At 68.2% G+C, this 22,987-nt stretch carries 20 protein-coding genes and 1 other RNA gene; 7 read left to right on the top strand and 14 right to left on the bottom strand.

The genetic code is table 11. From position 1 onward, the window contains the following. The first annotated feature begins 69 nt into the window (after nucleotides 1-69). On the top strand, nucleotides 70-435 hold the full coding sequence (locus tag Talka_RS01545; RefSeq protein ID WP_246100520.1) for a hypothetical protein: 366 nt from the start codon (nucleotides 70-72) through the stop codon (nucleotides 433-435). On the opposite strand, the gene ligA is transcribed toward Talka_RS01545, so the two are convergent. The 6 genes from ligA to Talka_RS01515 all read right to left on the bottom strand — a co-directional run bounded on the left by ligA (nucleotide 425) and on the right by Talka_RS01515 (nucleotide 7,477). Continuing rightward, complete coding sequence (ligA, locus tag Talka_RS01540; RefSeq protein ID WP_143889305.1) at nucleotides 425-2,554, bottom strand: NAD-dependent DNA ligase LigA; 2,130 nt, start codon at nucleotides 2,552-2,554, stop codon at nucleotides 425-427. The two genes, Talka_RS01545 and ligA, sit on opposite strands and share 11 nt — an antisense overlap. 30 nt (nucleotides 2,555-2,584) lie before the next feature. Then, nucleotides 2,585-3,547, bottom strand: coding sequence for a substrate-binding domain-containing protein (locus Talka_RS01535; RefSeq protein ID WP_143889302.1), 963 nt, complete (start codon nucleotides 3,545-3,547; stop codon nucleotides 2,585-2,587). A 155-nt stretch (nucleotides 3,548-3,702) separates the two neighbouring features. Beyond that, nucleotides 3,703-4,308, bottom strand: a complete 606-nt coding sequence (recR, locus tag Talka_RS01530; protein ID WP_143889300.1) for a recombination mediator RecR — start codon at nucleotides 4,306-4,308, stop codon at nucleotides 3,703-3,705. Between the two features lie 22 nt (nucleotides 4,309-4,330). Then, on the bottom strand, nucleotides 4,331-4,663 hold the full coding sequence (locus Talka_RS01525; protein ID WP_143889299.1) for a YbaB/EbfC family nucleoid-associated protein: 333 nt from the start codon (nucleotides 4,661-4,663) through the stop codon (nucleotides 4,331-4,333). Nucleotides 4,664-4,719: 56 nt separating this feature from the next. Continuing rightward, nucleotides 4,720-6,492 (bottom strand): DNA polymerase III subunit gamma/tau, encoded by a 1,773-nt coding sequence (dnaX, locus tag Talka_RS01520; RefSeq protein WP_143889297.1) that lies wholly within the window; start codon nucleotides 6,490-6,492, stop codon nucleotides 4,720-4,722. 55 nt (nucleotides 6,493-6,547) lie between these two features. After that, the gene (locus Talka_RS01515; RefSeq protein WP_143889295.1) at nucleotides 6,548-7,477 is read right to left on the bottom strand and encodes a tripartite tricarboxylate transporter substrate binding protein; all 930 of its coding nucleotides are present in this window, start codon (nucleotides 7,475-7,477) and stop codon (nucleotides 6,548-6,550) included. Nucleotides 7,478-7,718: 241 nt separating this feature from the next. Between Talka_RS01515 and ffs the strand changes: the two genes are divergently transcribed. The 5 genes from ffs to Talka_RS01490 all read left to right on the top strand — a co-directional run bounded on the left by ffs (nucleotide 7,719) and on the right by Talka_RS01490 (nucleotide 11,891). Then, nucleotides 7,719-7,815: signal recognition particle sRNA small type (gene ffs, locus Talka_RS01510), an RNA gene on the top strand. A gap of 35 nt (nucleotides 7,816-7,850) precedes the next feature. Further along, nucleotides 7,851-8,183: a thioredoxin TrxA gene (gene trxA, locus Talka_RS01505; protein ID WP_143889293.1), complete on the top strand. Its 333-nt coding sequence runs from the start codon at nucleotides 7,851-7,853 to the stop codon at nucleotides 8,181-8,183. Nucleotides 8,184-8,475: 292 nt separating this feature from the next. Continuing rightward, on the top strand, nucleotides 8,476-9,741 hold the full coding sequence (gene rho, locus Talka_RS01500; RefSeq protein ID WP_143889291.1) for a transcription termination factor Rho: 1,266 nt from the start codon (nucleotides 8,476-8,478) through the stop codon (nucleotides 9,739-9,741). An 83-nt stretch (nucleotides 9,742-9,824) separates the two neighbouring features. Beyond that, nucleotides 9,825-10,082, top strand: coding sequence for a type B 50S ribosomal protein L31 (locus tag Talka_RS01495; protein WP_143889289.1), 258 nt, complete (start codon nucleotides 9,825-9,827; stop codon nucleotides 10,080-10,082). Between the two features lie 90 nt (nucleotides 10,083-10,172). After that, nucleotides 10,173-11,891, top strand: coding sequence for a hypothetical protein (locus Talka_RS01490; protein WP_143889287.1), 1,719 nt, complete (start codon nucleotides 10,173-10,175; stop codon nucleotides 11,889-11,891). On the opposite strand, the gene phoR is transcribed toward Talka_RS01490, so the two are convergent. The 8 genes from phoR to Talka_RS01450 form a co-directional block, all read right to left on the bottom strand. Then, nucleotides 11,849-13,249 (bottom strand): phosphate regulon sensor histidine kinase PhoR, encoded by a 1,401-nt coding sequence (phoR, locus tag Talka_RS01485; RefSeq protein WP_143889285.1) that lies wholly within the window; start codon nucleotides 13,247-13,249, stop codon nucleotides 11,849-11,851. The genes Talka_RS01490 and phoR overlap by 43 nt on opposite strands. A 30-nt stretch (nucleotides 13,250-13,279) precedes the next feature. Next, nucleotides 13,280-13,981 carry a phosphate regulon transcriptional regulator PhoB gene (gene phoB / locus Talka_RS01480; RefSeq protein ID WP_143889283.1) on the bottom strand — a complete coding sequence of 234 codons (702 nt, stop codon included), beginning with the start codon at nucleotides 13,979-13,981 and terminating at the stop codon, nucleotides 13,280-13,282. Then, a complete protein-coding gene (gene phoU, locus Talka_RS01475) occupies nucleotides 13,978-14,676 on the bottom strand; it encodes a phosphate signaling complex protein PhoU (RefSeq protein ID WP_143889281.1) in 699 nt (232 codons plus the stop codon). The genes phoB and phoU overlap by 4 nt, the downstream gene beginning before the upstream one ends. Nucleotides 14,677-14,701: 25 nt before the next feature. Next, nucleotides 14,702-15,532, bottom strand: a complete 831-nt coding sequence (gene pstB, locus Talka_RS01470) for a phosphate ABC transporter ATP-binding protein PstB (protein ID WP_143889279.1) — start codon at nucleotides 15,530-15,532, stop codon at nucleotides 14,702-14,704. Nucleotides 15,533-15,602: 70 nt separating this feature from the next. Next, nucleotides 15,603-17,255: a phosphate ABC transporter permease PstA gene (gene pstA, locus Talka_RS01465; protein WP_143889277.1), complete on the bottom strand. Its 1,653-nt coding sequence runs from the start codon at nucleotides 17,253-17,255 to the stop codon at nucleotides 15,603-15,605. A gap of 25 nt (nucleotides 17,256-17,280) precedes the next feature. Continuing rightward, nucleotides 17,281-19,560 carry an ABC transporter permease subunit gene (locus Talka_RS01460; RefSeq protein ID WP_143889276.1) on the bottom strand — a complete coding sequence of 760 codons (2,280 nt, stop codon included), beginning with the start codon at nucleotides 19,558-19,560 and terminating at the stop codon, nucleotides 17,281-17,283. Nucleotides 19,561-19,706: 146 nt separating this feature from the next. Further along, the gene (locus Talka_RS11870) at nucleotides 19,707-20,333 is read right to left on the bottom strand and encodes a hypothetical protein (RefSeq protein WP_185970033.1); all 627 of its coding nucleotides are present in this window, start codon (nucleotides 20,331-20,333) and stop codon (nucleotides 19,707-19,709) included. Between the two features lie 16 nt (nucleotides 20,334-20,349). Further along, on the bottom strand, nucleotides 20,350-21,330 hold the full coding sequence (locus Talka_RS01450) for a PstS family phosphate ABC transporter substrate-binding protein (RefSeq protein ID WP_143889274.1): 981 nt from the start codon (nucleotides 21,328-21,330) through the stop codon (nucleotides 20,350-20,352). A 162-nt stretch (nucleotides 21,331-21,492) separates the two neighbouring features. On the opposite strand from Talka_RS01450, the gene Talka_RS01445 reads away from it, so the two are divergent. Beyond that, entirely contained in the window at nucleotides 21,493-22,980 is a 1,488-nt protein-coding gene (locus tag Talka_RS01445; RefSeq protein WP_143889457.1) for a Ppx/GppA phosphatase family protein, read from the top strand. Nucleotides 22,981-22,987: the final 7 nt, after the last annotated feature.

Genomic DNA, 22,987 nt, shown 5'->3' with positions numbered 1-22,987 from the left:
CCCTATGCAGAGTGCTATGGCGCACCCGCGAGCTTGCGTCCCGCTTAGAAAGCAGAGGAGACAACCGCCATGCTTGACTTTGCTCGAGCTCGTTCCCGTCATGCCACCCGCCGCGCTGCGGCGCCCTGGCTGACCGCGGCGGCGTTGTTGGCAACGCCTGGGGTCGGGGCGGAGGTGCCGGCCATCTTTCGCGATGCCGATTTGGCGCTCGGCGAACAGCTGATCCGCCAGCACCGCTGCAGTCAGTGCCATGCCGAGCGGGTCGGCGGCGACGGCAGCGCGATCTACCGCCCGCAGGGCCGCATCAACACCGCCGGCCTGCTGCGCGGCATGGTCGAGCAGTGCAACGCCGCGCTGAACATGCAGATGTGGCCGGAGGAAGTGACGGCGGTGGCCGCGGTGCTCAACCGCGACCACTACAAGTTCAAGGACTGACCGCGCCGCCGGCCAGCAGCGCGCGCAGGCCGGTCTCATCCAGCACCGGCACGCCGAGCTCGCGCGCCTTGTCGAGCTTGCTGCCGGCGGCCTCGCCGGCGACGACGTAGTCGGTCTTGCGGCTCACCGACCCAGCCACCTTGCCGCCGGCAGCCTCGATCAGCGCCTTGGCCTCCTCGCGCGTCAGCGTTGGCAGCGTGCCGGTCAGCACCAGCGTCTTGCCCGCCAGCGGCTGCGGCTGCGAGTCCTCGCGCGCGCCGTCATGCTCGGGCCAGTGCACGCCGCAGGCGCGCAGCTGCTCCACCACCTCGCGGTTGTGCGGCTCGTCGAAGAAGGCGCGGATGCTGCGCGCCACCACCGGGCCGACGTCGGGCACCTGCTGCAGCGCCTCGACGTCGGCGTCCATGATCGCCTCCAGCCGGCCGAAGTGGCGCGCGAGATCCCGCGCGGTGCTTTCGCCGACGTGGCGGATGCCCAGCGCGTAGAGGAAGCGCGCCAGCGTCGTCGCCTTGGAGCGCTCGATCGCCGCCAGCACGTTGCCGGCGGACTTGTCGGCCATGCGCGGCAGCTCCGCGAGCTGGCGCAGGCCCAGGCGATACAGGTCGGCCACCGTGCGCACCAGGCCCCCGTCCACCAGCTGATCGACGAGCTTGTCGCCCAGCCCCTCGATGTCCATCGCGCGCCGCTGCGCGAAGTGCAGGATGGCCTGCTTGCGCTGCGCCGGGCAGAACAGCCCGCCGCTGCAGCGGTGATCGACCTCGCCCGGCTCGCGCACCACGGCGCTGCCGCACACCGGGCAGTGCGCCGGCATGCGAAACGGCTCGCCGCGCGGCTGCGGCAGCGGCGGGGCCACCGCCACCACCTCGGGGATGACGTCGCCGGCGCGGCGCACGATCACCGTGTCGCCGACGCGCACGTCCTTGCGCAGCACCTCGTCCTCGTTGTGCAGCGTGGCGTGGGTGACGGTGACCCCGCCGACGAACACGGGTTCGAGGCGGGCCACCGGCGTCAGCTTGCCGGTGCGGCCGACCTGCACGTCGATGGCGCGCACGCGCGTGAGCTGCTCCTGCGCCGGATACTTGTGCGCCAGCGCCCAGCGCGGCTCGCGCGTGACGAACCCGAGCCGCCGCTGCCAGTCCAGCCGATCCACTTTATAGACCACGCCGTCGATGTCGAACGGCAGCGCGTCGCGCCGCTGGCCGATGCGGCGGTGGTAGTCGGCCAGCGCCGCCCCGCCGGCGCAGCGCTCGGCCAGCTCCGAGACCGGAAAACCCCACTCGCGCAGCGCCTGCAGCACCTGCCAGTGGCGCTCAAACGCCGGCCCGCCCTCCTCGGGCGGGGTGATCTCGCCCAGGCCGTAGGCGAAGAAGCTCAACGGACGCGCCGCCGCCACCGCCGGATCGAGCTGGCGCACCGCACCGGCCGCGGCGTTGCGCGGGTTGACGAAGGTCTTTTCGTTCTTTTCGCCGGCGGCGATGCGCTGGCGCTGGCGCTCGTTGAGCGCCTCGAAGTCGTCGCGGCGCATGTAGACCTCGCCGCGCACCTCCACGTGCGGGATCGCCGCGCCCGCGCCGCGCAGCCGCAGCGGCACCTGACCGATCGTGCGCACGGTGTGCGTCACGTCCTCGCCGGTGGCGCCGTCACCGCGCGTGGCGGCGCGCTGCAGCACCCCGTGCGCGTAGTGCAGCGTGATGGCCAGCCCGTCGAACTTGGGCTCGGCCACGTAGTCCACCGGCGGCGCGTCGTCCGCGAGCTCCAGCTCGCGGCGGATGCGGGCGTCGAACGCCAGCGCCGCCTCGGGCCGGGTGTCGGTCTCGGTGCGGATCGACAGCATCGGCACGCGGTGCGTCACGCTGGCAAAGCTGGAGAGGGCCTGGCCACCCACGCGCTGCGTCGGCGAATCCGGTGTCACCCACTCGGGGTGGCGCGCCTCCAGCGCCTGCAGTTCCTGCATCAGGCGGTCGTACTCGGCGTCCGGGATCTCCGGGTCGTCCAGCACGTAGTAGCGCCAGGCGTGGTAGGCCAGCTGCTCGCGCAGCGCCTGCAGGCGCACGCGCTCGGCCGCCTCGGTGGCGTCGGCGGCGGCGAACAGGTCGGCTTGGGGGGCAGGCTCGTTCATCGGGGCCGATTATCGCCCCCGGCCCGCCGCTCAGGCACCGGCCCAGCCGCGCGGCGGCAGCAAGCGCTGCGGATCAAAACCCTGATCGACCACGCCGCCCGGCAACGAGGCCAGCAAGCGCAGCGACTGATGCACGGCTTGGGCGTCCACGCTGCCCGTCAGGCTGTAAGAAGGGCGCAAACGCTCCAACACTTGCAGAAAGGTCACACGGTCATGCGCCAGCCCCGCCAGATCAGCGTGCGGCGCCAGATCCATCGCACTGGCCTCTTGCAGCCAGGCCAGGGCGCGCCGCAACGCCCGCGCCACACGCTGCAGCAACGCCGCCTGGGCGTCCCACAAAGCCGACGGCGCCGCCAGAACCGTGCACAACAATGGCCCGCCGAGCCAGCGCTGGCCCTGCAGCGGATGGCGCAAATCGGCCAAAACATGCAGCCGCCCGGCGCGCTCCAAGCGCGTCAGGAGCGGATCGCCCCACGCCAACCCCTGCACCGAGCCCGACGCCAACGCCGCTTCGGCCTCGGCGGCGTCGGCCAGGGGCTGCCAGAGCACCGCCTTGCGCGACCAGCCGCGCTGCAGCACCATACCAGCCAAACTGGCCCAGAGCTGGCGGTCATGGGGAACCCCCAAGCGCCACGGCTGGCTGTCGGGCGTAGCGGGCGCCAACCCGACCGCAAATTGGGGCGAGCGCACCCAGCCGGCCACAATGCGTGCATCTCCGCCCGCCAGCACCCAGCGCACCAAACGGTCAAACGGCCCTACGCGCAACCCAGGGACTGCCGAGCTTTCGCTGCCCTCGGCGTCGGCTGACGTGACCCAGCGCAGCTCCACCCGCTCTTGGGCAGTGAATCCCAACCGCTGCGCCAGGCGCAACGGCAACGCCGCCCAAGGCGTGACGGCCTCGCATTGCACCGCCACCCGATCCAACGCCGCCGGCCTGGCCGATTGCGCCGCCAGCAGCGCAACCAGACTCGCACAGCAGCGCCGACGATCCATCGGAAGCCTTTTGTGGCTGGACGGCAGCGCGACCGGGCCATCTGACCGCCGCGCCGCCCGCTTTCAACCTCGGTCGGCAGCTTATCGCGATGGCCCTCGCGGGGCATCGGGACTTGCCCGCAGGGCTGCGCGCTGGTTGACTGCCCGGGCCGGCTTCAAACAGGCCGACGGTCGGCCAAGGCGTGCGCAAGGGTGCCGGGATCGACAAACTCCAGCTCGCTGCCCAACGGCACCCCGCGCGCCAGGCGCGTCACCCGCAGCCCCAAGGCGCGCCCCAGTTGCGCCAGCGCGTGCGCCGTGGCCTCGCCTTCCACCGTAAAGCTGGTGGCCACGATGAGCTCCCGCAACGCAGCGTCGGTTTGCACGCGCTGCTGCAACGCGTGCCAACCCGGGGCCTGCGCGTCCTGCGGCTCCAGCGGGCGCAGCCGACCCATCAGCACAAAGTATCGCCCTTGGTAGATGCCAGCGCGCTCCATGGCGGCTTGGTCGGCCGGATTTTCGACCACGCAAAGCTGGCTGGCATCCCGGTTGGGGTCTGCGCATGTGGCGCAAACCTCTTGTTCACACAGCGTGTGGCACAGCGCGCAGTGACGCACGCTTTCGGCCGCTTGGCGCAGCGCGTGCGCCAACTCCAGCGCGCCGCTGCGGTCGTGCAGCAGCAGGTGGTAAGCCATGCGAGCGGCGGAACGCACCCCCACGCCTGGCAGGCGCTGCAGCGCGCCCACCAAGCGTTGCAGGCTGCCGTCATCCGTCGCCGCCACGGTAGCCGAAAGCCCCGCGCACTCAGAACGGCAGCTTCAGACCGCCCGGCAGGCCGGGCATACCCGCGGTCACCCGCGCCATGCGCTCTTGAGTGGCCTCCTCCACTTTGCGCACCGCGGCGTTGAACGCGGCGGCCACCAGATCTTCCAGCATCTCTTTGTCGTCGCCCAGCAGGCTCGGGTCGATGGTGACGCGCTTGACGTCGTGCTTGCCGGTCATGACCACCTTCACCAAGCCAGCGCCGGCTTCTCCCGTGACCTCCAACGCCGCGATTTCTTCCTGCGCGCGCTTGAGGTTGTCCTGCATGGCTTGGGCCTGCTTCATCAGGCCCGCGAGTTGTCCTTTGTTGAACATCGGTGTGGGCGTCCTTCAGGAAAAGAGCATGATGACCGGGACGAGCCGCGTCCGCCTCATGCCTGCGGCGCGGGATCGAAGGGTTCGATGCTACCAGGCACCACCCGCGCGCCCCAGTCACGCTGCAGCGCCTGCACCACCGCATCCTCGGCCACCGCCTGCTCAGCCGCGGCCAGACGCGCACGCCGGCGCTGCGCCCGGCGCTGCGCCGGCGTGTCCTGCGCCGGCCCGACCTCCACCTCCAACCGCCAAGCCTCACCAGCGCCCAGATGCGACGCCAACACGGCGCGCAAGCGCTCGCGCGGGCCGTCTTGCGCCAGCGTCGCGTTGGGGCAACGCAAGCGCCAGCCCTGCGGCTGGCGCGCCACCAGCGTGGACTGCAACGCCAACTCGCGCGCCAGCGCCTGCAGCTGGCCAGCTGCATCCAGGCGCTCCACCCATTCGGCCCAGGCGTCGGCTAGCGCCGCGGCGTGGCTGGCAGGCTCGTTCGAAGCGCTTGATCGGTGGACGGCGTGACCGGCTTGGCTGGCTGCGGGACCAACCGCCGGTTCTTCCAGGCGAACCGTCTGCATCGAGGCCGCCTCGGCCGCATCCGCCTGCGGTGTCGGCTCAGGCGGCTCTGAGGCCACGGGCAAGGTTGCCGGGTGCGTGGATGGAGCGACAGCCTCCTGCGTCTGCGTCTGCGCCTGCGCCACCGGGATGGCCTGCGGCGCCGACACGGCGCCAGACGGCGGGGCAAACGCGAATGCGCGCAACAGCACCATCGTCAACGCCGCGTATTCGTCCGGCGCCAGCCCGAGCTCGGCGCGGCCATGCAGCGCCAGGCTATAGAGCAACTGCACGTGGTCGGGCGCCAACTGCTCGGCCAGAGCCCCCACCTCGGCGGCGTCTTCGTCCTCGTCGGCCGCCGCCATGTCGCCGGCCCACTGCAGCACGGCGATGCGCTGCAGCAGCGCGCACAGCTCCTCCAGCGTGGCCGCGGCGGCCACGCCTTCGGCACGCATCGCCTCCACCAGCGCCACCAGCCGCGCCGCGTCGCGCGCCGCCAGCGCCTGCAGCAGCGCCGCCACGTGGCCGCGCGAGACGGCGCCCAGCATCGCACGCACCGCGTCTTCCCGCACCCGCCCGCCGCCGTAGGCGATGGCCTGGTCGGTCAGGCTCAACGCGTCACGCATCGAGCCGCGCGCGGCGCGCCCGAGCAGCCGCAGCGCCGCGGGCTCGGCTTCAATGCCCTCGGCGGCCAGCACGCGCTGCAGGTGCTCAGCCACGGTGGCCGGCGGCATCGGTCGCAGATTGAACTGCAGGCAGCGGCTCAGCACCGTCACCGGCACCTTCTGCGGGTCGGTGGTGGCCAGCACGAATTTCAGATACTGCGGCGGCTCCTCCAGCGTCTTCAACATGGCGTTGAAGGCGGTGTTCGTCAGCATGTGCACTTCATCGATCATGAAGACCTTAAAGCGCCCCTGCACTGGCTTGTAAACGGCCTGCTCCAGCAGTGTCTGCACCTCCTCCACGCCGCGGTTGGAGGCAGCATCCAGCTCGGTGTAATCGATGAAGCGGCCCGCGTCGATGTCGCGGCAGGCGTCGCACACCCCGCACGGCTGGTCGGTAACCCCGCCCGTGCCGTCCGGGCCGGTGCAATTGAGCGCCTTGGCCAGAATGCGCGAGACGGTGGTCTTGCCGATGCCGCGCGTGCCGGTAAAAAGATAAGCGTGATGCAGCCGCCCGCTGCGCAGCGCATTGGACAGCGCCCGCACCACGTGCTCTTGCCCCACCATCTCAGCGAAGGTGCGGGGGCGGTATTTGCGGGCCAGCACGACGTAAGCCATGCCGGCATTCTAGGCTGCAAGCCCGCCTGCCGTCGCGCGGCCCCAATGCCTGGGTTCAAAGCGCTTCGACGCTCAAATTTTGCCGCTTGACCACGTCGCGCCACATGGCCAAGTCCTGGGCCAGAAACGCCGCCAGCGCCTGCGGCGTGTCCACTGCGGGATCAAGCCCGTCGGCGGCCAGACGGGCTTTGACCTCGGCCGCCTGCGCGGCTTGCCCCATTTCGCGGTTGAGCCGCTCGCGAATGGTTGAGGGCGTGCCGCGCGGCGCCACCAGAGCGAAGTAGTTCAGCACCACAAAGTCAGGCAAGCCGGCTTCGGCCATCGTGGGCACTTCAGGCAGCACCGGGGTACGCCGCGGGCCGGTCACCGCCAACGCGCGCAAGCGCCCGTCCCGAATCATGGGCGCCAGCGCTGGCACGGTGCCGGTCAGCACGTGAATTTGACCGCCCAGCGTGTCGCTGACCGCCTGACTGATGCCACGGTAGGGAATGTGGGTGATGAAGGTGCGGGTGCGCGCCTTCAGCATCTCCAGCGCCAAATGGTTGACGCCGCCAACCCCCGCCGATCCGTAGTTGTAATACCCTGGACGCTTGCGCGCGAGTTCAATGAACTCGCCCAAGGTTCGCGCCGGCACCTGAGCGCCAACAGCCCACACCAAAGGGCCGGTGGCCCACATGCCCACCGGGTCGAAATCCGCGAGCGGGTCGTAACCAGCTGTGGGCAACACCGCGGGCACGGTAGTAAATGGCGCCGCCGCCAGCAGCAGGGTGTGACCATCGGCGAGGCTGCGCGCCACCGCCTGGGCCCCCACAGCGCCAGAGGCGCCAGTGCGGTTTTCCACCACGAACGGCGCCTGCATCTGGGCACTGAGCTGCTGCGCAATGAGGCGGCCCATCGCGTCGGTGCCCGCCCCTGCCGCGAACGGCACCACGATGCGCACCGCTCGCTCAGGGTAGGCCGCCGCGCGCAGCGACGGCGCTGCCATGCCGGCGACCAATGCCCCCAGCCACGCCAGCGTCCGACGCCGTGGCCTGCCACAGAAGACAGCGCTCTTGGGAGTTGACGGCGATGCCCAATCCATGTGAAACCATCCTCCAAAACGTCTCGATCGGCTCGGCCCAACCTGCCTAAGCGTGCCGGCCCACCATGAAACCCCTATGACATGGGCGTTGGCTTGAACTGCCGACTTCAGCGATCGGACGATCCGGTGGCGTAGAATGACATCTGACGGGCCTTCCCGCATGGTGAAGCGGCCAACCGGGTCAGGTGGGGAACCAAGCAGCCCTAACCGTGGAGTCAGTGCCGGGGTCAAGGCTCGTCACCCCACCCCTGTTGCTATCCCTTGCGCTTTTCCCACCATGGCCAGTGAACTGATTCAACATGTAACCGATGCCACGTTCGACCGCGCGGTGCTGCAAAGCGACACCCCGGTGTTGGTGGATTTTTGGGCCGAGTGGTGCGGGCCATGCCGCATGATCGCCCCCATCCTCGACGACGTGGCGCAAACCTACCAAGGCCGGCTGGTGGTGGCCAAGGTCAATGTCGATGAAAACCGGGACATTCCCGCGCGTTACGGCATCCGCGGCATCCCAACCCTGATGTTGTTCAAGGGGGGCGAGCTGGTGGCCACCAAAGTCGGCGCTCTGTCCAAAGCGCAGCTGACGGCCTTTGTGGAGCCGCATCTGGCTTGATGCCGCCCAGGCGCCTGTGGTGCGCCCTCCTTTCTCGTGCGATAATACGGGCTTGCGGCGGTAGCCTAAAGCAGCTTGCCGAGGCTCAAACCGCATCGTGGCGTGGCCGCTCCCCAAAGGCTGCCCTTTCAGCCCGGAGCCCTCCGCAAATCATTGCATCGAACGCGCGGGCGGTCATGCTCTTCTGCTCTGCATGACTGCCCTTCCTGTTCGCGGTTGGCTTTTAACCGACCGCTCTTCGTGATCCCCTGATTGGGTTGCGTCCAGCCCCCGTATTCGGAGGCCCCTGCTCATGCACCTCAACGAACTGAAAGCCCTGCACGTCGCCGAACTGCTCAAAATGGCCGAATCGCTCGAAATCGAGAACACCGGCCGCATGCGCAAGCAGGAGCTGATGTTTGCCATCATCAAAAAGCGCGCCCGCGCCGGCGAGCAGGTGTTCGCCGACGGCGTGCTAGAGGTGCTGCCAGATGGCTTTGGCTTCCTGCGCGACCCGAGCGCCAGCTACACCGCCAGCACCGACGACATCTACATCTCGCCGAGCCAGATCCGCCGCTTCAACCTGCACACCGGCGACATGGTCGAGGGCGACGTGCGCATCCCGAAGGACGGCGAGCGCTACTTCGCGCTCAACAAGCTCGACAAGGTCAACGGGCTGCCGCCGGAGCAGAACAAGCACAAGATCATGTTCGAGAACCTCACGCCGCTGTTCCCCAAGGAACAGATGAAGCTGGAGCGCGAGGGGCTCAAGAGCGAGGAAAACATCACCGGCCGCATCATCGACATCATCGCCCCGATCGGCAAGGGCCAGCGCGCGCTGATCGTGGCCCCGCCCAAGAGCGGCAAGACGGTCATGATGCAGCACATCGCGCACGCCATCACCACCAACTACCCGGAGGTGATCCTGATGGTGCTGCTGGTGGACGAGCGCCCCGAGGAGGTGACCGAGATGCAGCGCACCGTGCGCGGCGAGGTCATCGCCTCCACCTTCGATGAGCCGGCGGCGCGCCACGTGCACGTGGCCGAGATGGTGATCGAGCGCGCCAAGCGGCTGGTGGAGCTCAAAAAGGACGTGGTGATCCTGCTGGATTCCATCACCCGGCTGGCGCGCGCCTACAACAACGTGCTGCCTTCCAGCGGCAAGGTGCTGACCGGCGGCGTGGACGCCAACGCGCTGCAGCGGCCCAAGCGCTTCTTCGGCGCGGCGCGCAACGTCGAGGAAGGCGGCAGCCTGACCATCATCGCCACCGCGCTGGTGGACACCGGCAGCCGCATGGACGAGGTGATCTTTGAGGAGTTCAAGGGCACCGGCAACTGCGAGATCCACCTCGACCGCCGGCTGTACGAGAAGCGCGTGTTCCCCTCGATCCAGCTCAGCCGCAGCGGCACGCGGCGCGAGGAGCTGCTGCTGCCGCCGGAGATCCTGCAAAAGACCCGCATCCTGCGCCAGTTCTTCTACAACATGGACGAGATCGAGGCGATGGAGATGGTGCTCAAGAGCATGAAGCAGACGAAGAACAACCAGGAGTTCTTCGAACTAATGCGCCGAGGCGGCTGAGAAGCTATAATACAAAGATTTGACAAAGGCAAGTGCACTCCGGATGGGCCGGATTGTGGCTGCCGCTTACCAGGAAGCGCAACATGAAAGAAGGCATCCATCCCGAATATCGCGAAGTCTGTTTTGTGGATTTGTCCAACGGCGCCCAGTTCATCATCCGTTCGTGCGCGCCGACCAAGGAAACGATCAAGCTGGATGACGGCCGCGAGCTGCCGCTGTTCAAGCTGGAGACCTCCAGCGAGTCGCACCCGTTCTACACCGGCACGCAAAAGACGGTGGACACGATGGGCGGCCGTGTCGAGAAGTTCCGCAGCCGCTACGCGCGCGCTGCGGCCAAGTAACCGACCACACCCAAGCCCGGCCATTGACTCGGGTGTTGGATTGTTTGGCTCCCCAAAACGGCCCGCTTGCGGGCCGTTTTGTTTCGTGAGATGAAAGCCCCCACCCCTGCCCTGGTCACCCCCGAAGCGGTGCGGCGTCTGCCACGCTGGGTGCCGTGGCTGCTGATCGTCGCCTACGTGTTGCCGGGCTTCGTCGGGCGCGACCCGTGGCGCGGCGCGGAGCTCACCACGCTGGCGGCCATGCTGAGCATGCGCGACGGCGGCTCATGGCTGCACCCGCAGGTCCTGGGTGAAGCGGTTTTGCCGCTGCAATGGCTGCCTTACTGGCTCGGGGCCGCCGCCATGAGCGCTCTGCCGATGCTGCCCCCCGTGGTGGCAGCGCAGTTGCCGTTCGTGGCGATGTTGGGCCTGAGCTTGGCGTGCACGTGGTATGCAGCTTACCGGCTGGCCAGGCAGCCCACCGCGCAACCGCTTACCCCAGCGTTTGGAGAGTCGGTGCGCGCGGTGGATTATGCGCGCGCCTTGGCCGACGGCGCGCTGCTGGCTTTGGTGGCCACCCTGGGGTTGGCCACCCTGGCGCACCAAATCAGCGGCGCGGCGGTGCAACTTGCAGCCGTCAGCGTGCTCGGCTGGGCCACGACGCAAGCCTGGCGAGGCTCAGCATCGCAAGACCGGCGCGCCTGGTTCCTAGCCCTCTTCGCTGTTGCTCTGTCGGCGCTTGCCTTGGCCCTCTCAGGCGCCCCAGCGCTGGGAGCGGCGCTGCCTTGGGCTGCAGCCCTGTGGTGGCGTCGCACCGGGGTGCGGCGCCGCTACGTGGTCGCGGCTACGCTGGCCGGCGTTGCGGCGCTGGCGGCCGCGCTTGGATTGGCCCGAGTAACCTACGGTGTGCCCGCGCTGCCCTGGCCCCACGGCTGGGATGGCCTGTTGGACAGCGATCGCTGGCGCAGCTGGGGACGCTTGCTGGCTTGGTTCGTGTGGCCCAGCGCCCTGCTGGCGCTGCTGGCGCTGTGGCGCTGGCGTCGGCAGCTGACGCAGCCGCATCTGGGTTGGCCGCTGACGTGGGCAGGCTTGGTGCTGATGATGGCGTGGGCCGAAGGAGGCAACGATCGCACCCTGTTGCTGGCGCTGCCGGCGCTGGCCATCTTGGCGGCTTGGGCGCTGCCCACCCTACGCGGCAGCCTTGCAGCGGCGGTGGACTGGTTTGCCCTGTTGTTCTACACCGGGGCCGCGATCATCGTTTGGGTGATTTGGATCGCCATGATGACCGGGGTGCCGGCCAAACCAGCCGCGAATGTGGCGCGGCTCGTGCCGGGTTTCGATTCCCCCCTCCACTGGGGCGCGTTGGCTTTGGCGCTGGCAGCCACCGTGTCGTGGTTCGCTGTGGCGTTGTGGCGCGCAAGCCGCTGCGCTCCGGCGCTTTGGAAAGGTCTAGTGCTGTCGGCGTCAGGCTTGACGTTGAATTGGTTGTTGCTGATGACGCTTTGGCTGCCCCTGTTGAACTGGGGTTTGGGACTGCGTCCCATCAGCGAACGCGTGGCCGCACGGGTGCCGCCGGGGGTTTGCCTGGCCGTCACGGGCCTCAGTGCCGGGGAATTGGGCGCTTTGCAACTGCATGGGGGCCTGACGTTGCGGCGCTGGCAGGGCGGCTCCGATGCCGCTTGCCCGCTGCTGCTGGTGGGGCCGCGCGCCACGGTGACTCCCGAAGACAGCTGGCTGCTGCGCGCCGACCTTGCCCGCCTGCGCCCGCACCGGGAACGTTGGCGACTCTATGAGCGGGCGCCAACCCCAGAGGTTGGGCGCGCGCCATGACGTTCGAGCGAAGGCACGCTGGCAAGGCGACCTGCTTCACCGGACTCCATAGGGGTTACACGCGCAGGAGGCAACCTTAAACGAAAGGTCGAGCCATGCCCCACCACGCTGTCGATCAGCAACTGTCCGCCATGGCGTTGGGCCACATGCTTGACAATGGCCAGCCCCAACCCCGTGCCGCCGGTCTCACGGGAGCGACTGCGATCGACACGATAAAACCGCTCGGTCAACCTTGGCAAATGCTCGGGCTCGATGCCTGGGCCATCGTCGTGCACAAAAAACTCCACGCTCTCATCCGGCAGCCACAGCCAGCCCATTTCGATGTGACCGTCAGCGGGGGTGTAACGCACCGCATTGTTGGCCAGATTGCTCAGCGCGCTGGCCAGCTCGGCCTGCGAACCTGCCACCATCAGCGCAGGCCCCGCCCGCACCTCCAAGCTCTGCCGGCCCTGATGCAGCACCTCGGCCAGCGCGCGCGCCTGCGCGGCAACCTCGTCGACCAGCGCGGCCACGTCGACCCAGTGGCTGGCGTCCGGCGCGGGGCTGCCCTCCAGCCGCGACAAGGTCAACAAATCATCCACCAGCGCCTGCATGCGCCGCGCCTGCTGGGCCATCAAATCCAAAAAGTGCCGACGTTGACTTTCATCCAAATCCAGGGTTTGCAGCGTTTCGATAAAACCGTTGATCACTGTCAACGGACTGCGAATCTCATGCGACACATTCGCGACAAAGTCGCGCCGCATGGCTTCGGCCAACTCAATCGCCGTCACGTCGCGCGTCAACAACAGCCGGCGGCCTTTGGCATAGGGAAAAATTTGCAGCGCGATGCGCTGAGGATGACCAGGTCGAGCATCGCGGCCATCAATTTCAACCGGGCGGCTAAAATCTTTCTGATTTAAGTACTCGATGAACGCCGGATCACGCACCAAATTGCGGATGCGCTGCCCCAAATCCCTTTTGGCATCAAAGCCAAGATGCTCTCCAGCCATCAAATTGCACCACTCGATGGCGCCTTCTTTGCTCAGCAGCACCACCCCATTAGGCGCCGACTGGATGGCCGACAGAAACTCTTGCAGCCGGGCCTGAGCTTTGCGTGCTTTACGGTTGGCGCTTTTGATCGGTTTGCGCACCCGGGCCAGCAACTCACCCCACGCGCCACCGAATTCGGGCATCGTCGCGGCTTGCGGATCGCGCAACCATTGCAACACGACGCGCCAACGCCGATGATCCCAAGCCTGCCAGAGCAACGCCCCGCCCACCGCGCCAGCCCACGCCCACTGCGGCCAAGGCGTCAACCAAGCCAGCAACCCCGCCACGCCAAGCGAGCTTGCGGCCAAACCCAAGACGCGCGGCCACATCCTCAAAAACGAATTCGCGCGGCTAAGCTGTCACGCAGCGACCGCAGCCCCTGTTGAAAACCGATAGCCAGCCCCGCGCACCGTTTCGATCATGGCGCCTGCCGGACCCAAAGCTTCGCGCAAGCGCTTGATGTGCACGTCCACCGTGCGCTCCTCAATAAAGACGTGATCCCCCCATACCCGATCCAACAACGTGGCTCGACTATGAACGCGTTCCGGGTGTTTCATCAAATAATGCAACAGGCGGAATTCCGTCGGTCCCACCTTCAGCTCCCTTCCCTGCCACGTGACGCGATGCGCCGCGGCGTCCAACACCAACGCACCCGCTTGCACCGTATCCGGCACGCTCTCCGGCGCGCGGCGGCGCAGCACGGCGCGGATGCGCGCCAGCAGCTCCTGGGTCGAGAACGGCTTGGTGACGTAGTCGTCGGCGCCTGCGTCCAGCCCCTGCACCTTGTCGGATTCCTCCGAGCGCGCCGTCAGCATGATGATCGGCACGCCCTTGGTGCGGTCGTCGATGCGCCAGGCGCGCGCCAGCTGCACGCCGCTGCGTCCGGGCAGCATCCAGTCCAGCAGGATCACGTCGGGCAGCACGGCGTCGACCTCGCGCTGCGCCGCGTCGGCGTCGAACACCACGATCGGGGCAAAGCCGTTGTGGCGCAGGTTGACGGCGATCAGCTCGGCGATCGCCGGCTCGTCCTCCACCACCAGCACGCGCGGCAGCTTTCTCATCGCACCACCGACTCCACCTGCTCGATCGGGGCGTGGCGCACGTCCAGGCCCTTGACGATGTAGATGATGACCTCGCCGACGTTCTTGGCGTGGTCGCCGATGCGCTCGATCGCCTTGGCGACGAACAGCAGGTCCAAGCTCGGCGAGATCGTGCGCGGGTCTTCCATCATGAAGGTGACCAGCTTGCGCACGAAGCCGTTGAACTCGACGTCGACGCGGTCGTCCTCGCGCAGGATGGCCAGCGCCTCCTCCACGTCCAGCCGCGCCAGCGCGTCCAGCGCGCGGCGCAGCAGGGTGGCGGCCAGCTCGCTGGCCAGGCGCAGCTCCGACACCGGCAGGCGCCGGCCGTGGCCGCTCTCGGCGATCGAGGCGGCCATGCGCGCGATGCGCGCGGCCTCGTCGCCGGCGCGCTCCAGGTTGCTGACGGTCTTGGAGATGCCGATCAGGAAGCGCAGGTCACGCGCGGTGGGCTGGCGCCGCGCGATGGTGGTCGACAGGTCGGCGTCGATGCCGAGCTCGAGCTCGTTGATCGCGCGCTCGGCGTCGAGCACCTGCTTGGCCAGCGCGCCGTCCTCCTGCACGAGCGCCTGCACCGCCCACTGGATCTGGCGCTCGACGATGCCGCCCATCTCCAGCACGCGCGTGGAGATGGAGTTGAGTTCGGCGTCGAACTGGCTGGAGATGTGCTTGTCCATGGGTTGCTCCTTGCGTGGGTGGCCATCAGCCGAAGCGGCCGGTGATGTAGTCCTCGGTCTCCTGGCGCCGGGGCCGGGTGAAGATCGTGTCGGTGGCGTCGTACTCGATCAGGTCGCCGAGGTACATGTAGGCGGTGTAGTCCGACACGCGCGCGGCCTGCTGCATGTTGTGCGTCACGATCACGATCGTGAAGCGCTCCTTGAGCTCGATCAGCAGCTCCTCGATCTTGGCGGTGGAGATCGGGTCCAGCGCCGAGCACGGCTCGTCCAGCAGCAGCACGTCCGGCTCCAGCGCGATCGCGCGCGCGATCACCAGCCGCTGCTGCTGGCCGCCCGACAGGCTCAGGCCGTTGGCGTCGAGCCGGTCCTTGACCTCGTCCCACAGCGCCGCGCCGCGCAGCGACTTTTCCACCACCTCGTCGATGTAGGCCTTGTTCTTGACGCCCAGCAGCCGCAGCCCGTAGGCCACGTTCTCGTAGATCGACTTCGGGAACGGGTTGGGCTTCTGGAACACCATGCCGATGCGGCGGCGCAGCTGCGCGACGTTGACGCTGCGGTCGTAGATGTTGACGCCCTCGTGCAGGATCTCGCCCTCGATGCGGCAATTGTCCACCAGGTCGTTCATGCGGTTGAAGCAGCGCAGCAGCGTGGACTTGCCGCAGCCGCTGGGCCCGATGAAGGCCACCACCTTGCCCTTCGGAATGCCCATGTTGATGTCGTGCAGCGCGTGCTTGTCGCCGTACCAGAGGTTGAGGTTTTTCACCTCCAGCGCCTTGGGCAGCGTCTCCAGCGGCGGGGCCTGGTGGAACGCCGCGTGGGTCTGAACGAAGGTGGTCTTGTTGGCTTGCTCGCTCATGATCGTGCTCGGCATCGGGGCCCGCGGGCGCGGCGGCGGCCGGCCGGCGGGCCGTTCGGGGGGTCGGGGGTCAGACGCTTTCCAGTCCGCGGTACTTCTCGCGCAGGTGGTTGCGCAGCTTGATGGCCGCCAGGTTCAGCACCATGATCAGGATCACCAGCAGCAGCGCGGTGGCGTACACCAGCGGGCGCGCGGCCTCGACGTTGGGGCTCTGGAAGCCGACGTCGTAGATGTGAAAGCCCAGGTGCATGAACTTGCGCTCCAGGTGAATGAACGGAGGGTAACCATCGATCGGCAGCGACGGGGCAAGCTTGACCACCCCGACCAGCATCAGCGGCGCCACCTCGCCGGCAGCGCGCGCCACCGCCAGGATCAGCCCGGTCATCATCGCCGGGCTGGCCATCGGCAGCACGGTGCGGATCAGCGTCTCGGCCTTGGTGGCGCCCAGCGCCAGGCTGCCCTCGCGCACCGAGCGCGGCACGCGCGCCAACCCCTCCTCGGTGGCGACGATGACCACCGGCAGCGTCAGGATCGCCAGCGTCAGCGACGCCCACATCAGGCCCGGCGTGCCGAACGTCGGCGCCGGCAGCGCCTCGGGGTAGAACAGCCGGTCGATGTTGCCGCCCAGCACGTAAACGAAGAAGCCCAGGCCGAACACGCCGTAGACGATCGAGGGCACGCCGGCCAGGTTGTTGACCGAGACACGGATGACGCGGATCAGCGGCCCCTGCTTGGCGTACTCGCGCATGTAAACCGCGGCCATGATGCCGAACGGCGTCACGATCACCGACATCACCAGCACCATCGTGACGGTGCCGAAGATCGCCGGGAAGATGCCGCCCTCGGTGTTGGCCTCGCGCGGGTCGTCGGTGAGGAACTCCCAGAACTTGCGCACGTAGTGCACGATCTTGTCGGCCGTGCTCATGGCGTTGGCCTGGTAGACGTCGGCCACCAGCGCGAGCTTGACCTCGACCGCGCGGCCGTCGGCCACCTCGGCCACCAGCGCGTCGCGGCCGATGTCCTCGCGCAGCTTCTGCAGCCGCTCCTGCAGCCGGGCGAACTCCGCATCCAGCGCGGCGCGCTGCTGCGCCAGCTCGGCTTTGAGCGCGTCGTCCAGCTTGCCCTGCAGCTGGGCCTTGCGCTCGCGCAGGCGCAGCTGCTCGATGCGGTAGTTGACGTCGCCGATGTCGTCCTTCTCGATGCGCAGGATCTCGCGGAACAGCCGCTGCGCGCGCTGCACGCGCGCCTGCAGCTCGCCCCAGGCCTGCGGGCCTTCGGCGACGACCTGATCGCCTTCCTTGACGGCCTTGAGGTGGCCGTAGAAGTTGCCCCACTCGTGGCGCTCCACGGTCAGGATGTCGCGCGGGTAGCTGAATTCGCCCAGCAGCGGGCGCGGGAACCAGCGGAAGTCCTGCCCGGTGAGGTCGCGGTTGCCGAGCTTGATCAGCACCCGCTCGACGAAGGCGTCCTGCGTGTCGATCTTGAAGCCGGCCTCCTGCAGGCGGCGCACCGAGACCTCCTCGGTCTCGCGCAGCTCGCCGATCAGGCGCACCTGCCGGTCGCCGTCGCGGAAGGTGGTCTCCAGCACGGCCTTCGGCCAGAAGTGGGTCAGGCCCTTGGCCGCGGTCATCCACAGCACGAAGAACACCGACAGCACCGCCAGCGCCACGGCGCCGCCGGTCATCCAGATCCACGGTGAACCGGATTTGAGCCAATCTTTCATGATGCAGCGTGTCCTCGGTCGGCGCTCAGATGGTCTGGTAGCGCTGGCGCAGCCGCTGCCGCACCAGTTCGGCGATGGTGTTGACGACGAAGGTGAAGGCAAACAGCACCAGCGCCGACAGGAACAGCAACCGGTAATGCGTCTCGCCGACGCCGGCCTCGGGCATCTCCACCCCGATGTTGGCCGACAGCGTGCGAAAGCCCGTGAAGATGCTGAAGTCCATCACCGCGGTGTTGCCGGTGGCCATCAGCACGATCATCGTCTCGCCCACCGCGCGGCCCAGGCCGATCATGACGGCGGAGAAGATGCCGGGGCTGGCGGTCAGCAGCACCACGCGCGTCAGTGTCTGCCACGGCGTGGCGCCCAGCGCCAGCGAGCCGGTGGTCAGGTGCTTGGGCACCGAGAACACCGCGTCCTCGGCGATCGAGAAGATCGTCGGCGTCACCGCGAAGCCCATCGCGATGCCCACCACCAGCGAGTTGCGCTGCTCGAACTTGATGCCGGCCACGTTGCTGAGCCAGTTCGGCATGTCGCCGCCGAAGAACGCCGCCTCGATCGGGTGGCCGATGGCCAGGCACAGCCACACCTGCACGATCAGCACCGGGATCAGCATCGCCGCCTCCCAGCCCGGCGGCACGCGCAGGCGGATGCCCTCCGGCAGCAGGTGGAACAGCCAAGCCGCGACGAAGAACGTCAGCGGGAAGGTGAAGATCGTCAGCAGCACGCCGGCGAGGTTGTTCTCGACGAACGGCGCCAGCCACAGCCCGGCCAGGAAACCCAGGATCACGGTCGGCAGCGCCTCCATCACCTCGATGGTGGGCTTGACCAGCCCGCGCACCTTTGGCGACATGAAGTAGGCGGTGTAGATCGCGCCCAGCAGCGCCAGTGGCACCGCGACGATCATGGCGTAGAAGGCGGCCTTGAGCGTGCCGAAGGTCAGCGGCGCCAGGCTGAACTTGGGCTCGAAGTCGGCGTTGGCCGCCGACGACTGCCAGACGTACGACGGCTCCTCGTAGCTTTCGTACCAGACCTTCTGCCAAATGGCGTAGAAGGAGACCTCGGGGTAGTCGTTCTCGACGTGCGCGACGTGCAGCCGACCGGCGGCGTCCTCGGCCATGTAGGCGTTGCCGCGCGGCGGATAGCCCAGCCGCACCAGCGGCTGGTCCGACAGCGGTCGCAGGAACAGCAGCCGCTTGGAGGTGGCGAAGTAGCTGCCGAGATGGCCCTTGTCGTCGCCGGCCATGAAGCCCTTGCGGTTGAACTCCGGCTCCAGCACTGTGATCGCGCCGGGCATCGGCTTGAAGTCGCGGATGTGCCTCAGCTTAAAGCGCGTGCCCTCCTCGCGCACCGGGAACCACTGCGAAAGCTGCCCCTGGTCAGTGCCGACGATCAGCGAGTAGCCGCCCGACAGCATCGTCAGCGCGGTGACGCGCTGCCCTTCGGGCGCCAGCATGACCTTTTCCAGCAGCTCCGGCGCGCCCTTGTCGGCGATGCTGTAGCGCCACAGCTCGCGCTCGCCGGCCAGCACGTACATCTCGCGCTGCTTGAATTCCACCAGCACCATGCGGATGTCGGCCGGCGCCGGCTCCACCTGCGCGCTGCGCGTGTCCACCGTCTCGGCGCCGGTGATGGGGTTGCGCTCGATCGAGATGGCGCTCAGCAGCAGGCGCCCGTCCTCGCTGACGCCGGCCAGCGTGGTGCCATCGCTGCCGGACTGCACCGCCAGCTGCACCAGGCGGCGGCCCTGCGGATCCAGCGCGATCGGCGCTTCGCCGGCGGGATATTCGATCTCCGGCTCGATGACGCGGCGCGCCTCGGCGTCGAAGCTGGTCTTGAAGCCGGTCTTGGCGACGACGACGCGGCCGTCCGCCAGCCCGAACGCCACCGTCTTGGAGGCGCGGTCGGACAGCGCGGTGGCGCTGACCTCCACGCCGGCGGGCAGCTCGATGCGGCGCGTGGCGTGCACCTCGCCCTTGAAGAAATCGGCGTAAACGACCTGGCCGTCGGCCTGCACGCGGATCAGCTCCTCCAGCCGCTCGTCGGCCTGCAGCGCCACGACCGGCTGGCGGTCGGGGCCCGGCGCCGGGTACTGGGTGGCGCGGTCGACGGTGGGCGGCAGGAACAGCGGCACCACCACGCTGGCTAGGTAGAAGAAGATGGCCGAGATGGCAACGATGACGCCCAGGCCGCCGGCGGTCATGAAGTGCCGGAACCAGCGGTCGATCCACAGGCGCCGCCCCATCGCGCGGTCGACGCTGGCGGCGGTCAGGCTGCGGGGGGCTTGGGGGGCTTGGGTCGAACTCATGGGATGGGTCTACCGTCGGGGGCGACGGACGCGAACGGGGTCGTCAGGCCGGCAACCGTCACGATACCGCAACGGGCATCGCCGGTCGAAAAAAGCGGCTGGCGGATCATACCGACCCGCCAGCTTCGTCTCCTGGCCAAGCGGGCTCACTTGCCCTGCTGGCGCTGCTGGCGGAAGCGCTCGATGCGCTCGGCCGGACGCCCCTTGGCAAACGAGTCTTTGTTCATCACCCAGACGATGGTGGCCCCGTTGGGGCCGGCGCCGATGTCGGTGAACGAATAGGGCACTTCACCGAAGGCGGCGAAGTCCAGCAGATCCTTCAGCTCGCCGAAGACGTAGTAGCGGCCGTCCTTGAACACCTCGCCGTAGAAGCCCGGCGCGGCGGCCAGCTTGCCGTCGAACACCTGCTCGGGCTGGCTCGGCTGGCCGCTCTTGACGTCGTCGTTGGTGATGGCGAACACCACCGTGCGGCCGCCGGGGCCGGCGCCGATGCGGGTGCGGGTCAGCGGCACCTCGCCGTGCGCCAGGTAGTCCTGGTATAGCTTGAAGGAGCCGAACGCGTAGTAGCGGCCGTCTTCCGGCAGCACGACGTAAAACTCGCGCGCCTGCGCGGACGCTGCCGGCGCCGCCGCGGGGGCGGCAGCCGCAGGCGCGGGAGCCGGCGCGGCGGCGGGTTTGGCCGGCTCGGCCTTGGGGGCCGGCGCCGGCTGGGTCGCGCAGCCCGCCAACAGGGCGGCGGCTGCGGCCGCGCCCATCCAGTGCAGTCGGTTCATGGCTGGGCGCTCCCGATCACTTGGTCAGGTCATCGAGAGCCTTCTTGGCCAGCGTAGCCGGCAGCGGCACGAAGCCGTCCTTGACCACCACCATCTGACCCTGCTGCGACAGCACCATCTTGAAGAACTCGCGCTCCAGCGGCGGCAGCGGCTGGTTGGGCTTCTTGTTGACGTAGATGTACAGGATACGGGCCAGCGGGTAGCTGCCATCGACGGCGTGCTTGGCGTCCGGCTCGACGAACGGCTCACCCTTCTTCTTGGCCAGCGGCAGCGCGCGCACGCCGGAGGTCTTGTAGCCGATGCCGGAGTAGCCGATCGCGTTGAGCTGCGTGGCCACCGACTGCACCACCGAGGCCGAGCCGGGCTGCTCGGCGACGTTGCGCTTGAAGTCGCCCTTGCACAAGGCCACGTCCTTGAAGTAACCGTAGGTGCCCGACACCGAGTTGCGGCTGTACAGCGCGATGTCGCGGTTGGCCCAGTCGCCGGTCAGGCCCAGCTGCCCCCACTTGGTGATGTCGGTCGCGCCGCCGCACTTGCGGGTGCTGGAGAAGATCGCGTCGACTTCCTCGATGCTCAGGCCCTTGATCGGGTTGTCCTTGTGCACGTAGACGGCCAGCGCGTCGATGGCCACCGGCACCGGGGTCGGCTTGTAGCCGTGTTTCTTCTCGAAGCTCTCGATCTCCTTGGCCGTCATCAGGCGGCTCATCGGGCCGAAGTTGGAGGTGCCCTCGGTCAGGGCCGGCGGCGCGGTGGAGGAGCCGGCGCCCTGGATCTGGATGTTGACGTTGGGATACAGACGCTTGAACTCCTCGGCCCACAGCGTCATCAGGTTGTTGAGCGTGTCCGAACCGATGCTCGTGAAGTTGCCCGACACACCGGCGGCCTTCTCGTACCGGGGCAGGGCCGGATCGACCTGCGCGGCCTGCGCCATGACCTGTTGGGCCGTGAAGCCCAGCGTGACGACGCCCATCAGCGCCACGAGTTTCTTGAGTTTCATCTGCATCGCTCCGAAGGTTGGACTCGACCGGCCATCTCCCACGACGACCGCCCGCGCATCCTAGGGCGGCTTTATGACGGTTCTGTGACATCCTCGTCACACGGCGCCGCGGCGGCGCTCTGGTATGCTGAGGCTTGGCAACCCCCCAACGGCACCGCGCGCATGCAAGACGGAACCCTGCTGGCCGCCCTGGACCTCGGCTCCAACAGTTTTCGGCTCGAGATCGGCCGCTACCAAGCCGGCCATATCGAGCGCGTCGAGTATTGGAAAGAAACCGTGCGACTAGGGGCCGGCCTGTCAGAAGACGGCTGGCTAAGCCCCGAGGCCATGGAACGCGGCTGGGCGTGCTTGGAGCGGTTCGGCGAGCGGCTGCGCGGCTTTGACAAGCGCCAGGTGCGCGCGGTGGCCACGCAAACCCTGCGCGAGGCGCGCAACCGGGACGAATTTTTGGTTCGCGCGCAGCAGGTGCTGGGTTTTCCGATCGATGTCATCGGCGGACATGAAGAGGCGCGCTTGATCTACCAAGGCGTCACGCATCTGCTGCCGCAGGCCGACGAGCGGCGCCTGGTGGTGGACATCGGGGGCCGCTCCACCGAGGTGATTCTGGGCCGGGGTTACCGTGCGTTGCGGATGGAGTCGTATCCGCTGGGCAGCGTGGCCTGGTCAACGCGCTACTTTGCCGCTGGACGCGTCAGCGAGCGCAGCTTGCGGCTGGCGGTGGTGGCCGCTCGCGCCGTGCTGGATCAAGCCTTGGACGTGTTCACCCCGGGCAGTTGGGACGCGGTGTATGCCTCCTCCGGCACCGCTGGCGCCCTGGCGGAGATGCTGACGCTGGCGGGCTTTGCCCCCGGCATGATCACCCGAGAAGGTCTGCAATGGTTGGTGGAGCGCATGGTGCGCGCTGGTCATGTGGATGCCTTGCGGCTGGAGGGGCTCAAAGACGATCGCCGCCCGGTGTTGGCCGGCGGGGTGTCGATCATGCTGGCGCTGTTCGAGCTGTTCGACTGGCAGGAGGTGCACCGCGCGCAGGGCGCCCTGCGCCAGGGAGCGCTGGTCGATCTGATCGATCGCGCCAGCGATGCCACCGATGTGCGCGAGCGCACGGTGCGCTGGCTGGCGCAAAAATTTGCAGTGGACGCCGCGCAGGCGGAGCGGGTGCGCGCGACGGCGGTGAGGTTGTTCGAGCAGGTGGCCGCACCCGATCCGCACAACGGTCGCTACTCGCAAAAGCTGGCCTGGGCCGCGCGGCTGCACGAAATCGGCGCGCACATCTCGCACACCGACGCGCACAAGCACGGCGCTTACATCCTGGATCATGTGGACGCGCCGGGCTTTTCATTGCCCGAGCTGCACCGGCTGAGCCTGCTGGTGTTGGGCCAGCGTGGCAAGCTGCGCAAGGTGGAAGAGGCGCTGTCCGACGAACTGTTCGCTAAGCAACTGATGTGCCTGCGGCTGGCGGTGCTGCTGTGCCACGCTCGCAAGGATCCCGCCGTGGAGGCGTTGGCGCTGCGTTTTGTCCCACGAGCGACGTTTCGGCTGTTGGCGGAGCCAGGCTGGGCGCGGCAATTTCCGCAGTCGGCCTGGCTGCTGCAAGAGGAAGCCGCTGCGTGGGAACGCACCCCATGGCGGCTGCAACTGCAGCTGCCCTGACCCCAGG

Source organism: Tepidimonas alkaliphilus, from assembly GCF_007556595.1.
Taxonomy (GTDB): Bacteria; Pseudomonadota; Gammaproteobacteria; order Burkholderiales; family Burkholderiaceae_C; genus Tepidimonas; species Tepidimonas alkaliphila.
Note: the sequence above shows the minus strand (reverse complement) of the source record. Positions and strands in the feature narration are given on the sequence as shown.